At 75.1% G+C, this 12859-nt stretch carries 12 protein-coding genes and 1 riboswitch; of the genes, 6 read left to right on the top strand and 6 right to left on the bottom strand.

Features of this window, described 5'->3' with window-relative positions:
* Positions 1-72 precede the first annotated feature (72 nt).
* The 3 genes from BMZ33_RS11475 to BMZ33_RS24465 all read right to left on the bottom strand — a co-directional run bounded on the left by BMZ33_RS11475 (position 73) and on the right by BMZ33_RS24465 (position 3796).
* On the bottom strand, positions 73-1284 hold the full coding sequence (locus tag BMZ33_RS11475; RefSeq protein WP_169064188.1) for a C40 family peptidase: 1212 nt from the start codon (positions 1282-1284) through the stop codon (positions 73-75).
* Positions 1285-1300: 16 nt separating this feature from the next.
* Positions 1301-1481: riboswitch (cyclic di-AMP (ydaO/yuaA leader) on the bottom strand.
* A 160-nt stretch (positions 1482-1641) separates the two neighbouring features.
* The gene (locus BMZ33_RS11470) at positions 1642-1944 is read right to left on the bottom strand and encodes a hypothetical protein (RefSeq protein WP_091110264.1); all 303 of its coding nucleotides are present in this window, start codon (positions 1942-1944) and stop codon (positions 1642-1644) included.
* Positions 1945-2053: 109 nt separating this feature from the next.
* Positions 2054-3796: a D-alanyl-D-alanine carboxypeptidase family protein gene (locus BMZ33_RS24465; protein WP_091110261.1), complete on the bottom strand. Its 1743-nt coding sequence runs from the start codon at positions 3794-3796 to the stop codon at positions 2054-2056.
* A 174-nt stretch (positions 3797-3970) separates the two neighbouring features.
* Between BMZ33_RS24465 and BMZ33_RS11460 the strand changes: the two genes are divergently transcribed.
* Positions 3971-5809 carry a DEDD exonuclease domain-containing protein gene (locus tag BMZ33_RS11460; RefSeq protein ID WP_169064187.1) on the top strand — a complete coding sequence of 613 codons (1839 nt, stop codon included), beginning with the start codon at positions 3971-3973 and terminating at the stop codon, positions 5807-5809.
* A gap of 64 nt (positions 5810-5873) precedes the next feature.
* Positions 5874-6161, top strand: coding sequence for an Lrp/AsnC family transcriptional regulator (locus BMZ33_RS11455; RefSeq protein ID WP_091110259.1), 288 nt, complete (start codon positions 5874-5876; stop codon positions 6159-6161).
* Here the strand turns inward: BMZ33_RS11455 and trpD are convergent.
* Positions 6158-7222 (bottom strand): anthranilate phosphoribosyltransferase, encoded by a 1065-nt coding sequence (gene trpD, locus BMZ33_RS11450; RefSeq protein ID WP_169064186.1) that lies wholly within the window; start codon positions 7220-7222, stop codon positions 6158-6160. The two genes, BMZ33_RS11455 and trpD, sit on opposite strands and share 4 nt — an antisense overlap.
* Complete coding sequence (locus tag BMZ33_RS24080) at positions 7219-7644, bottom strand: hypothetical protein (protein ID WP_169064185.1); 426 nt, start codon at positions 7642-7644, stop codon at positions 7219-7221. The genes trpD and BMZ33_RS24080 overlap by 4 nt, the downstream gene beginning before the upstream one ends.
* Before the next feature lie 143 nt (positions 7645-7787).
* Between BMZ33_RS24080 and ctaE the strand changes: the two genes are divergently transcribed.
* The 4 genes from ctaE to qcrB are packed head-to-tail and all read left to right on the top strand — an operon-like array spanning position 7788 to position 12115.
* Positions 7788-8402, top strand: coding sequence for an aa3-type cytochrome oxidase subunit III (gene ctaE, locus BMZ33_RS11445; protein WP_091110893.1), 615 nt, complete (start codon positions 7788-7790; stop codon positions 8400-8402).
* 7 nt (positions 8403-8409) lie between these two features.
* The gene (gene qcrC, locus BMZ33_RS24460) at positions 8410-9288 is read left to right on the top strand and encodes a cytochrome bc1 complex diheme cytochrome c subunit (protein WP_091110254.1); all 879 of its coding nucleotides are present in this window, start codon (positions 8410-8412) and stop codon (positions 9286-9288) included.
* A complete protein-coding gene (gene qcrA, locus BMZ33_RS11435) occupies positions 9285-10397 on the top strand; it encodes a cytochrome bc1 complex Rieske iron-sulfur subunit (protein WP_091110251.1) in 1113 nt (370 codons plus the stop codon). Before qcrC ends, qcrA begins: the two co-directional genes overlap by 4 nt.
* Complete coding sequence (qcrB, locus tag BMZ33_RS11430; RefSeq protein ID WP_091110248.1) at positions 10397-12115, top strand: cytochrome bc1 complex cytochrome b subunit; 1719 nt, start codon at positions 10397-10399, stop codon at positions 12113-12115. Before qcrA ends, qcrB begins: the two co-directional genes overlap by 1 nt.
* A gap of 225 nt (positions 12116-12340) precedes the next feature.
* Here the strand turns inward: qcrB and BMZ33_RS24065 are convergent, their stop codons facing one another.
* Positions 12341-12586, bottom strand: coding sequence for an inositol monophosphatase family protein (locus tag BMZ33_RS24065; RefSeq protein ID WP_244524273.1), 246 nt, complete (start codon positions 12584-12586; stop codon positions 12341-12343).
* Between the last annotated feature and the right edge of the window lie 273 nt (positions 12587-12859).

Raw genomic sequence — 12859 nt, 5'->3', positions numbered from 1 at the left:
GAGGGCCGGGGACCCCTCGGGTCCCCGGCCCTGGCGACGTGCCGGGACGGCCCCTCGCGGGGAGGTCCTCCGCTAGGCGATGCGCCGCATCCCGGTGATGCCGCCCATCGAGTCGACCGACACGACCTTCACCGGCTGGCCGGAGGTGGAGGCGTGCACCATCTGGCCGTTGCCGATGTACAGCGACACGTGGCTGACCGGGCTGTAGTAGAAGACCAGGTCGCCGGGCCGCAGCTCGGCGCGGCTGACCGCGGTGCCCATCTGCGACTGCATGCGGCTGGAGTGCGGGAGGCTGATCCCCGCCGCCGCGTAGGCGTACTGGGTCAGACCCGAGCAGTCGAAGGCGTCGGGGCCGCCGGCGCCCCACACGTAGGCGTCACCGACCTGCGCCAGCGCCGTCTGCACCGCGCTCTGCGCCGCGCCGCTGCCCCCGCCGGCCGGGGCCGGGGCCGGGGCGGGCGCCGCCGGGGCGGGCGCCGGCGCGGGCTCGGCGTCGGCCGGGGCGGCCCCGGCCGGGACCGCGGCGGCCGGGCCGCTCTCGCCGACCGAGCCGGTCTGCTGAGCGGCCAGCGCCCGCTGGGCGGCCGCGGCCGCCTCCTGCTCGGCGGCGGTCAGCGCGGCGACCTGCTCCTGGTACGCGGCGATGTCGTCCTGGAGGCGGTCCTCCTGGGTGGACAGCTCGTCGAGGCTCTGCTGCGCGGCGGCCTCGGCCTGCTCGGCGTCGGCCTGCGCCTGCCGCGCGGCCGCGGCGACCTCGCCGACCTCGGCCAGGACGTCGGTGGTGTGCCCGGCGATCTGGTCGAGGGTGGCCAGCGAGCTGACGAAGTCCTCGGCGGAGTCGCTGGTCATCAGCAGGTCGAGCTCGGCCATCGAGTCGCCGGCCGTGTAGGCGCTGCGGGCGACCTCGCGCAGCCGGCCGTCGAGGGCGTCGAGCTGCGACCGGGCGTCGGCGGCGGCGCGGTCGGCCTCCTCGACGGCGGCCTGCTGCTGGGTGAGCACCTCGCGGGCCTCGTTGACCTGCTCGGTGACCACCTCGAGCCGGTGCCCGGCCTCGGCGGCGAGCTGGGTGGCCTGCGCGGCCGTGTCGGCCTGCTCGGGGTCGGCGGCGGCGGTGCCGGGGAGGAGGGCCAGCGTGAGGCTGGCGGTGGTCCCCACGAGCACGACCCGGCCGAGGCGGCGGACCAGCGAGGGGGTGTGCGGACCGGCAGCCCGGGTGGTGCGGGTGCTGCGGCCGGCGGTGGACTGTGCGCGTGCGTGCCCCAGGGCAGGGCGGGGGGTCGCCACGGTCGGCGGCTCTCCGTTCTTCCTCAGCAACCGCCTACCGAGTTAGCTGACGGGTTCGGGCTGGGAAGACGTGCCCTATCTCCGTGTACCGGAACGGGTCCGGCGCACACGAGAACTCACCCCAGTGCTGCGGTGGGTCCCCGGCTCACCTCGCGCACGTCCGTGGACGGCGTCCGGTGACTCGGCGGTGTCCGGCCGAGGCCACCTCGCATCGGGTGACGACCACCCGGCCGAACGCGGGTCACCCTACGGACGTGGTGCAGGTGTGACAAACGAGGGTCCCGGTGACTGTGGGGAAGCACACGGTCCCGAGCCGCGCCACGCCGGCGCGTCCCGACCAGGGCTCTCACCTCGGCCTCAGCCCGTCCGCCGCCGTCCGCCCGGTCGGGCCGACCCGGCCGGACGGTGACGCAGCGGAGGGACCAGGCCCCCCTCGGCGAGGGCCCGGACGGCGCGCCGCTCGACGTCGTCGAACTCCACCACCACGCCCGGGCGCGGGGCGTCCTCGCGCTCGGACGACCAGCGGGCCGGGACCGGCGGCACCGGCAGCAGCACGGGCTCGGTGCCCCGCTCCCCCGGCGGCGCCCCCAGCAGGACGGTGACGACGCAGTCGGCGCAGCCGGTGCCGCGCGCGGTGCACGAGTCGCAGTCGATCAGCATGGCCGTGTCCCTCCGGTGGCCCCGCCGCGCCGCCCGGTGCCGGGCCGCGGTCGGGACGGTCTCCCTGTCGGTCGCTGCGCACGCTAGGGACGGCCACCGACAGTCCCGCTCAGCTGCCCGCGTACTCCCAGTGCCAGGGCTCCTCGCGGCCGTTGCCCGGGTCGGCCCAGGTCGGGTGCAGCCAGCCGAACCGGCCGGCGTTGGCCACCATCCACGCGTACTGCGGCGTGCCGAACTCCTCGATGCCCCCGCACAGGTCCACCGCCAGCCCCCAGCCGTGGTTGCTGGTGCCCGGGACCGCGGCCAGGGCCGGCTTCTCGCCGTAGAGGCGCACCTGGCCTGCGTAGGTCCGGTAGGAGTCGGTGATGCAGACCGGCTGCCCGAACTCCTCGGCGTACGCCGCGCTCATCGCCCGCCAGGCCGCGGCGGCGTCGCAGCGCAGCGAGTGGCCGGCCACGCCGATCGGGCACAGCGCGCTGGGCGGGATCAGCCCGTTGGGGTAGCCGCCCCACGAGCGGGCGCCGTCGGCGCTGGGCGGGTGGACGGTGTTGCCGCACTCGACGGGCAGCCCCCCGTCGGCGGGGCCGGGCGCCGGGACCTCGGGTCGTGGGCCCAGGCTCGGCCGGCCGACGTGCAGGACCTGGTCGGCGGGCAGCCGCCGGACGACGACCGCGCCCGCCCGCCCGTCGGCGGCGAGCATCGTCTCCCGGTCCAGGGCGATCCCGACGTGGCCCAGGCCCGACTCCGGGGTGCCGAGGAACACCAGGTCGCCGGGCAGCACGTCGGCGAGGTCGACCGGCGTGCTGACGGCGAACAGCCCGGCCTGGTCGGCGGGCAGGTCGATGCCGGCGGCGCCGTAGACGGAGGACACCAGCGAGCCGCAGTCCCAGGAGTCCGGGCCCGCCGTGCCCGGGGCGTAGGGACGGCCGAGGGTGTCCATGGCGGCGGTGACCGCGCCGAGCGTCTCGGCCGGCAGCACCAGCAGCGACGTCGGCTGCCGCGGCAGCTGGGCGGCACCGGCCTGCGCTCCCCCGCCGGTCGCCCCGACCGGCGCCAGCCCGGCCGGCAGGCCGCGCGCGGGGTCGAGCAGCGCCGGGGCCGCCGGGGCCCGGACGCCGGCCGCGGCGAGCTGGTCGAGGTAGGCGCGCCAGTTGGCCGCCGTCTGCGCGTTGACGTCGCCCTGCGCGCGCTGCAGCTGCGCCAGCTGCCGGTCGACCTCGCCGAGGGCCGCGTCGAGCTCCTCGGTGACCGCCGCGGCGGTGGCCTCCAGGTCGGCGACCTCCCCGGCCAGGCGGTCGGCCCGCCCCTGCGCCTCGGCGAGGGCGGCGTCGGCGGTGCCCTGCTCGTCCAGCGCCGCCTGCCGCTGCTGCTCGGCCCCCCCGACGACCACCGCGGTGTGCGCGTCGACCGCCTCCAGGTAGCCGATCGCGGCGGCGGCGTCCCCCGGGTCCCCGCCGGAGAGCAGCACGGACAGCGGGGTCGGCGCACCGCCGTCGCGGTAGACCGCCGCGGCGTAGTCGGCCACCACGTCCTGGTACCGCGCCAGCGCGCCCTCGGCGTCGGCCACCACGGCGCGCGCCGCCTCGACGTCGGCCTGGGCGGCGGCCAGCGCGTCGCGGGCGGCGGTCACCTCGGCCTGGCGTTGCCGGAGGTCGGCCTGCACCTCGGCGGCCCGCTGCTGCAGCCGGTCGAGGGCCTCGCTGTCGAGCACGCCGCTGGTGCCCCCGGGCTGGTCGCTGGGCGCGGCCGCGGCCGGTCCGGCGAGGGGCACGGCCAGGAGGACGGCGACCGCGGCGGCCAGGCCCAGCGCCGCCGTCCGCGGCCTGGTCCCCCGCGGCGACCGGGCGCGCATCGGTCCCCCTCCCGACGTGGCGGCCACCGTGGCCCACCGCGGGATCGTGCCCCAGTCGTCGGCGGCTGCGCCACCGGCTCCGGCGCGCCCTCCCCCGGCCGGGCGAGCCGTGCGGGCGCCGGTCACGCGGCGTGTGCCCGCGGGACTGTCCGACCCCCGGCCTACCGTCCCGCCGTGCACTTCCCCAGCGCCCGCCCCGGCGGCACCGGGTCACGGCTGCCCCGTCACGAGCAGGCCGCCGGCCACCCCGGCTCCGGGCCCGCGCAGACCACGATCGACGAGCTGGGGACGCCACTGGCGGCGGTCACCTTCGTCGTCGTCGACCTGGAGACGACCGGGGGCTCGCCCAAGGACAGCGCGATCACCGAGATCGGCGCGGTGAAGGTGCGCGCCGGTGAGGTGCTCGGGGAGTTCCAGACGCTGGTGGACCCGGGCTGCGAGGTGCCGCCCTACATCAGCGTGCTCACCGGTATCACCACCGCCATGGTGGCCACCGCCCCGCGCATCGACGCGGTGCTGCCGGCCTTCCTCGAGTTCGCCCGCGGCGCGGTGCTGGTGGCCCACAACGCGCCCTTCGACCTCGGTTTCCTCAGGGCCGCGTGCGAGCAGACCGGCACCGCGTGGCCCGCCGCCGCCTCGGTCGACACCGCCGTCCTCGCCCGCCGGCTGCTGTCCCGCGACGAGGTGCCCAACTGCAAGCTGGCCACCCTGGCGCCGTTCTTCTCCGCCGCCACCTCGCCCTGCCACCGGGCGCTGGACGACGCCCGCGCGACCGTCGACGTCCTCCACGGCCTGTTCGAGCGGCTCGGGCCGCTGGGGGTCACGTCGCTGGAGGAGCTGACCTCCCTCACCCGCCAGGTCGACCCGGAGCGCCGCCGCAAGCGGCACCTCGCCGAGCACGTCCCCTCGGGCCCGGGCGTCTACGTCTTCCGCGGGCCGCGTGACGAGCCCCTCTACGTCGGGACGTCGACCGACCTGCGCACCCGGGTGCGCAGCTACTTCTCCTCCAGCGAGCAGCGCAGCCGGATGACCGAGATGGTGGCGCTCGCGCAGCGGGTCGAGGCACTGCCGTGCGCGCACGACCTCGAGGCCGCCGTCCGGGAGCTGCGGCTCATCGCCGAGCACAAACCGCGCTACAACCGCCGCTCCCGCTTCCCCGAGCGGGCGCTGTGGCTGCGGCTGACCGAGGAGGCCTTCCCCCGGCTGTCGGCGGTGCGGCGGGTGCGGCCGGGGGCGGGGCTGTTCCTCGGCCCCTTCGCCGACCGGCGCGCCGCGGACATGGCGATGGCCGCCGTCCACGAGGCGCTGCCGCTGCGGCAGTGCACCTCGCGGCTGTCCCCGCGCGTGCACACCAGCGCCTGCGCGCTGTTCGGCATGGGCCGCTGCGGCGCGCCGTGCACCGGGGCGCAGTCGGTCGAGGAGTACGCCGCGATCACCGCCGTGCTGCGCGCCGCCGTCGCCGGCGACCCGCGGGACCTGGTCGCCCCGCTGCTCGACCGCGTCGACCGGCTGGCCGCCGAGGAGCGCTTCGAGGACGCCGCGCTGCTCCGCGACCGGGTCGCCGTCCTCGTCCGCGCGGTCCGCCGGCGGCAGCGGCTGGAGTCGCTGGCCGCCGTCCCGGAGCTCGTGCTCGCCCGGCCCGACGGCGAGGGCGGCTGGGCGCTGTCGGTGGTGCGCCGCGGGCGGCTCGTGGCGGCCGGCTGCGCCGCCCGGGGGGTGTCGGTGCGCGACACGCTCGGCGGCCTGCGCGCCACCGCGGAGACGCCTCCCGGCCCCGACGGCGAGCTCGCCGCGTCGGTCGACGAGACCGAGCTGGTCGTGCGGTGGATGGAGAAGCCGGGCACCCGGCTGGTCGAGGTGCACGGCACGCTGGCCTGCGCGGCGCCGGGGACGGGCGGGCTCAGCGGGTTCCTCGCGCGGGTGGAGGCCGGGCGGGCGCTGCGCGACCCGTTCGCCGACGGCCGGCAGTTGGGCACCCGCGCCCGCCCCGAGCGCCTCGCCGCCGGCGGGTGACCCGCCGGCGGCGAGCGGAGCGAGACGCGGGGGGCAGGAGGGCCCTTCGACTAGCATCCCCGGCGTGATCACCGCCATCGTGATGATCGACGCCGCCACCGACGCCATCGGCGAGGTGGCCCAGGCCGTCGCCGACCTGGAGGGCGTCAGCGAGGTCTACTCCGTCGCCGGGGACACCGACCTCGTCGCCATCGTGCGGGTCCGCGAGTTCGAGCAGGTCGCCGAGGTGATCGCCGGCCGGATCAACAAGGTGCCCGGCGTCCTCGAGACCGACACCCACATCGCCTTCCGGGCCTACTCCCGGCACGACCTCGAGGCGGCCTTCTCCCTCGGCTTCGAGAACGCCGACTAGCCGTACTGGCCGGCGGCGGCTCGGCTGACGGCCACCCAGCGGTCGAGCAGCGCGCTCGCCCGGCCGTCGTCCACGGCCGCGGCGGCCCGCTCGATGCCGCCCGCCAGCGCGGCGGTCAGCTCCCCGCCGTGCTCGTCGAAGGCCGCCAGGGCGGCCGCGGCGTTGAGCAGCACGGCGTCGCGCACCGGCCCCGCCTCGCCGCCGACGACCCGCCGGAACACCTCGGCGTTGTACGCCGGGTCCCCGCCGCGCAGCGCGTCCGGCCCGGCCGGGGCGATGCCGAGGTCGGTGGGGTCGACGACGCCGGGGGCCACCGCGCCGTCGCGCGCCACCCAGACCCGCGACGTCGTCGCGGTGGTGAGCTCGTCGAGGCCGTCGTCCCCGCGGAACACCAGCGCCCGGCTCCCCCGGCCGGCGACCACGGCCGCCAGCACGGGCGCCATGCGGGCGTCGGCGCAGCCGATGGCGGCGGCCACCGGCCGGGCCGGGTTGGTCAGCGGGCCGAGGAAGTTGAACACCGTGCCGATGCCCATCTCGCGGCGCGGGGCGGCGGTGTGCCGGTAGCCGGGGTGGAAGACCGGCGCGAAGAAGAATCCGATGCCCGCCTCCTGCACACAGCGGGCCACGGCCGGCGCCGGGAGGTCGATGACCACGCCGAGCGCCTCGAGCACGTCGGCGGCCCCGGAGGACGACGAGGCCGCCCGGTTGCCGTGCTTGGCCACCGGGACGCCGGCGGCCGCGGTCACCACCGCGGCCATCGTGGAGATGTTCACCGTGTGCGCGCCGTCGCCGCCGGTGCCGACGACGTCGACGAACGCGCCGGACAGCTGCACCGGCGTGGCCCGCTCCAGCATCGTGGCCGCCAGTCCGGCGACCTCGGCGGGCGCCTCGCCCTTGGCCCGCAGCGCCACCGCGAAGCCGGCCACCTGCGCCGGCGTCGCCTCGCCGCTCATGATCTCGCGCATCGCCCACGCGGTGTCGTCGGCGGCGAGGTCCTCACCGGCGAGCAGGCGCGTCAGCAGGCCGGGCCACGACGGCCCGGCAGAGGTGCGCGCGCTCACCGCGAGACGGGACGGCGGGACGGGCCACGCCCGGCCCGCTCGCGCAGCAGCCCGGCCACGACCTGCGGGGCGACCAGCGGGTCGACCGGCAGGGCGAGCGTGCCGTCGGCCTGCGACCAGTGCGCCAGCCAGCGGTCGGGCTGCCGGGCGATGAGCACGCAGATCGCCGGGCGGTCGGCGACCTCCACGACCATCTGGCGGGACAGCGCCAGCCCCCCGGTGGGCTGCGCCTCGCCGTCGAGGACGCACAGGTCCACGCCACCGCCGTCGACGGTGTCGACGACGTCCTCGCCGGTGGCGCACTCGATCCAGGTCAGCGGACCGACGTCGGGCGCCGGACGGCGGCCGACGGCGGTGCGGACGGCCTCGCGGACCTCGGGCCGGGAGCTGTAGACCAGGACGGTGGCCGGCGCGTCGCTCACGTGCGGGAGCGTAGTGCCCCGGCCCTCCTCCGCCCGGCCGGGACGACACCCGGACGGGGGACGGTCTCGACCCGGTCACGGACCAGGCACGTCGTGCCACCCGCGATCGGTGCCTGTCGCCGGCCGGTGACATGATGGGCGTCGTGACAACGGCCCCCGTGGCGAGCAGCACCTTCGACACCTCGCGGGTGCACTCCCTGACCCGACCGAACATGGTCAGCGTCGGCACGATCATCTGGCTCTCCAGCGAGCTGATGTTCTTCGCCGGGCTGTTCGCCATGTACTTCACCGCGCGCGCCCGCGCGACCGAGGGCTGGCCCCCGGAACCCACCGAGCTCAACCTGCCCTACGCGCTCTTCTTCACCCTGGTCCTGGTCGCCTCCTCGGTCACCTGCCAGATCGGCGTCTTCGCGGCGGAGAGCGGCAACGTCTACGGCCTGCGCCGGTGGTTCACGATCACCTTCGTGATGGGCCTGGTGTTCGTCCTGGCCCAGGCCAACGAGTACCGGGTGCTGGTCACCGAGCACGCGACCACCATCTCCAGCTCGACCTACGGCTCGGTCTTCTACCTGACGACCGGCTTCCACGCGCTGCACGTCATCGGCGGCCTGGTGGCCTTCGTCTACGTGCTCATCCGGTCCACCATGGGCCGGTTCACGCCGGCACAGGCGACCTCGGCCATCGTGGTCTCCTATTACTGGCACTTCGTCGACGTCGTGTGGGTCGGGCTCTTCGCCACGATCTACCTGATCCGCTAGGGAACCGGTGTCCACCACGAACCCCCAGTCCGACACCCAGCTCGACGAGGGGCCACGCCGGTCCCGCTGGTCGCGGCGGCCGGCCGAGGGCACCCCGGCGGCCGCCGCCCGGGCCCGCCGCCGCTCCAGGCAGCGTCGCCGGCTGGCCAACGTCGCCGCCCTGATGGCCGGTCTCGTCCTGACCGGTGCCCTCTACTCGACCCTCGCGCCCGGGGCCCAGGCCGCCGACGAGGGCAGCGAGTCCAGCGCCGAGGCCGCCGGCCGCGAGCTGTACGAGCGCAGCTGCATCAGCTGCCACGGCGAGAACCTCGAGGGCGTGCCCAACCGCGGCCCGTCGCTGATCGGCGTCGGCGAGGCCGCCGTCTACTTCCAGGTGCACACCGGCCGCATGCCGCTGGTCCGCCAGGAGGCCCAGGCCCCCGACAAGCCGGCCATCTTCTCCGACGAGGAGATCGACCAGCTGATGGCCTACGTGCAGGCCAACGGCGGCGGCCCGGTGCTGCCCTCCGGCGACCTGCGCGACGGCGACCTGGCCCTCGGCGGGGAGCTGTTCCGGCTCAACTGCGCGTCCTGCCACAACTTCGTCGGCGAGGGCGGCGCCCTGTCGTCGGGCAAGTACGCGCCCAGCATCGAGGACGCCAACGACCTCGAGATCTACTCGGCCATGCTCAGCGGCCCGGAGAACATGCCCGTCTTCGGGGACAACCAGCTGACCGCCGAGGAGAAGCGCTCGATCATCAACTACATCCAGACGATCACCGACATGCCCGACCCGGGCGGCGCGGGCATCGGCCGCATCGGCCCGGTGGGCGAGGGCCTGGTCATCTGGCTCGTCGGCGTCTCGGCCCTGCTGTTCGGGATCTTCTGGATGGGGAGCAAGGCGTGACCACGCACGACACGCGTCCCGGCTCGACCGGCGGCGCGGACACCCCGGGCCCGCTGTACGGCGGCCCGGACGACGACTACACGCCCGAGCAGCTGGCCGCCCTCCCCCGGGAGGAGCTCGACCGGCTCGGTGCCCGCTACGACGGGGTGGAGATCCTCCACGTCGAGCCCGGTCCCGAGCCGGGCTCCCCGCTGGAGAAGCGGGCCGTCCGCCAGGTCGGCCTGTTGTTCGGCCTCGCGGGGCTCTGCGCCTTCGCCTTCGTCGTCGTCTACGCCGGCGCCGGGTGGTTCCTGCCCGACTGGCAGTGGGAGCTGGGCAGCAGCAGCTTCAGCGTGCTGTACACGCCGCTGCTGGGCCTGCTCATGGCGCTGGCGTTCACCTTCTTCGGCGTGGGCCTGGTGCTCTACACCAAGAAGCTGCTGCCGCACGAGACCGCCGTCCAGGACAAGCACGACGGGTCGCACTTCGACCGGGTGACCACCGGGGCGACCCTCGTCGGCGGTCTGCACAACAGCGGCCTGAAGCGGCGCAAGCTCATCACCGGCAGCCTCGCCTTCATGGGCGGCGGCCTGGGCCTGATGCTGCTGGCCCCGCTCGGCGGCCTGATCAAGGACCCCAACGAGGGCGACCCGCTGGGCACCACCGAGTGGGCCGAGGGCGTGCGGCTCGTCCGCGACGACGGCACCCCGGTGCGTCCGGGTGACCAGGAACCCGGATCCCTGGAGACGGTCTTCCCGGCCGTCCCCGAGGGCAACCGGCTCGCCGACGCCGCGACGATGCTCATCCGGCTGCGCCCCGCGCAGCTGGAGCAGGCCGTGCCGCGCAGCGGCCAGGAGGACTTCGGCTACGGCGACTACGTCGCCTACTCCAAGATCTGCACGCACGCCGGTTGCCCGGTGTCGCTGTACGAGCAGGAGACCAGCCGGATCCTCTGCCCCTGCCACCAGTCGCAGTTCGACGTGACGCAGGGCGCCAAGCCGATCTTCGGCCCGGCCACCCGCTCGCTCCCCCAGCTGCCGATCACGGTCGACGACGAGGGCTTCTTCGTCGCGCGCAGCGACTACATTGAGGCCGTGGGTCCCACTTACTGGAACCGGGAGCGCATCTGATGGCCCGTACCGCCACCGCCCCGGGAGCGCCGACGACGCGTCTGGGCAAGACCGCGCTCGAGGTCGACGACCGGCTCATCGTCGCCGGTCCGCTGCGCAGGACGCTCAACAAGGTCTTCCCCGACCACTGGTCGTTCCTCCTGGGCGAGATCGCGCTCTACTCGTTCATCATCCTGCTGCTGACCGGCACGTACCTGACGTTCTTCTTCCAGGCCTCGATGACCGAGGTCGTCTACGACGGGTCGTACGCGCCGTTGCGGGGCCTCGACATGTCGATCGCCTACGCCTCGACGCTGGACATCTCCTTCGACGTCCGCGGCGGTCTGCTCATCCGGCAGATGCACCACTGGGCGGCGCTGCTCTTCGTCGCCTCGATCGTCGTCCACATGCTGCGGATCTTCTTCACCGGCGCCTTCCGCCGGCCGCGTGAGACCAACTGGCTGATCGGTGTCGCACTGCTGGTGCTGGCGCTGGTCGAAGGCATGACCGGTTACACCATGCCCGACGACCTGCTCTCCGGCACCGGCCTCCGGATCATCAGCGCGATCATCCTGTCCATCCCGGTGATCGGGACCTGGGCGCACTGGGCCGTGTTCGGCGGTGACTACGTCGGTGAGCTGATCGTCGGCCGGTTCTACATCGTCCACGTGCTGCTGATCCCGGCGATCCTGCTCGGGTTGATCGCGCTGCACCTGCTCATCCTGGTCAAGCAGAAGCACACGCAGTTCCCCGGCCCGGGCCGCACCGAGCACAACGTGGTGGGCAACCGGCTCTTCCCGACCTTCGCGGGCAAGGCGACCGGACTGCTGCTCGTGGTCTTCGGTGTCGTCGCCGCTCTCGGCGGGCTGGTCCAGATCAACCCGGTCTGGCTGTGGGGCCCGTACAACCCGGCGCAGGTCTCGGCGGCGTCCCAGCCCGACTGGTACGTCATGTTCCTCGACGGGTCGACGCGCCTGTTCCCCGCGTGGGACATCTACCTGCCGGGCAACTACAACATCCCGGCGCTCTTCTGGCCGACGCTGGTCCTGCCGGGCATCCTGTTCACGCTCCTGATGGCCTACCCCGTCATCGAGCGGAAGCTGACCGGCGACACCGCCTCGCACCACCTGCTGCAGCGCCCGCGTGACGTACCCGTACGGACGTCGCTGGGCGTGATGGCCATCTCGTTCTACCTGGTGCTGCTGCTGTCGGGCGGTAACGACGTCATCGCCGACAAGTTCGACATCAGCCTCAACGCGATGACCTGGATCGGCCGCATCGGGCTGCTCATCGTGCCGCCGATCGCGTACGTGCTGACCTACCGCATCTGCCTGGGTCTGCAGCAGCACGACCGCGAGGTGCTCGAGCACGGCATCGAGACCGGTGTCATCCGCCGGCTGCCGCACGGTGAGTTCATCGAGGTCCACCAGCCGCTCGGGCCGGTGGACGAGCACGGCCACGGCCAGCTGGCCTACGGCGGTGCGCCGGTGCCCAAGAAGATGAACCAGGTGGGCGGCGCCCGCCGGGCCATCCGCGGGTTCTTCTCCCCGATCGAGGAGCCCACCGCGGTCGAGCTCGAGCAGCGCGGGGAGGACCGGGGTCTCGCCCCGGCCGAGCCGCAGCGGGAGCTCACCACGAGCGGCCGACCCGCCGAAGGTGGTCGTCCCGCCGAGGGCGGGCGCCCGTCCGAGGGTGGTCGCCCCTCCGAGGGCGGTCGTCCGCAGGAGCCGCGGGACTGACCCGCGCGTGATCGAGGCCCCCAGGCGGGGGGCGACCAGCAGGGCCCCGGTGGACTCCACCGGGGCCCTGCTGCATCCGTGCCTGCCTCGTCAGGTGCCACCGGCGCTCCACGGACGCCGGAGGCCTGCAAGCACCCCGCTCGTCGGGGCCCGCGCGTCGACGCCGAGGGACCCCCCACCGGTGGCAGGCCGGGAGCCCGCTGACCCCTGCGCCCGGTCAGGAGGTCACGGAGCCGCCGGGGAGTGCAGCGCAGTGAGCAGCTGACCGCGCAGGGCGGCGTTCGAGTACAGGCCGCCACCACGGTCGCTGGCCCGTCCCCCGGTGAGGTCGGTGAAGCGGCCGCCCGCCTCCTCGACGATCAGGATCCAGGGCGCGTGGTCCCACGTGTGGTGACGCTCGGCCAGGAAGCCGTCGATCTCGCCACGGACCAGCTCGACCAGCGGGAGGGGGCTCCCCGGTGCGCCCAGCACCGGGTGGGAGCCGGGCCCGGGACTCGTCGTCCAGGGCGTCGAGCACCGCGCCGGCGAGCATCGCGGTCGTGCTGACCTGCAGGCGCCGGGTCCCGGCGTCCTGGCCGGGCCAGGACGACTCGAAGGACCCACCCCGGGGTCGCCCACCAGCAGCACCGCAGCGCCGGGGAGGCGACGACGGCGACCTCCGTGGTCCCCGGACCGCCGGCGCGACGTGGATCCGCCGGTTCGGATCACCCCTGCTGAAGAAGCCGGTGCGGCGAGGGGGTCGAG

Origin of the sequence: Geodermatophilus dictyosporus (assembly GCF_900115505.1) — a bacterium.
GTDB lineage: Bacteria > Actinomycetota > Actinomycetes > Mycobacteriales > Geodermatophilaceae > Geodermatophilus > Geodermatophilus dictyosporus.
Note: the sequence above shows the minus strand (reverse complement) of the source record. Positions and strands in the feature narration are given on the sequence as shown.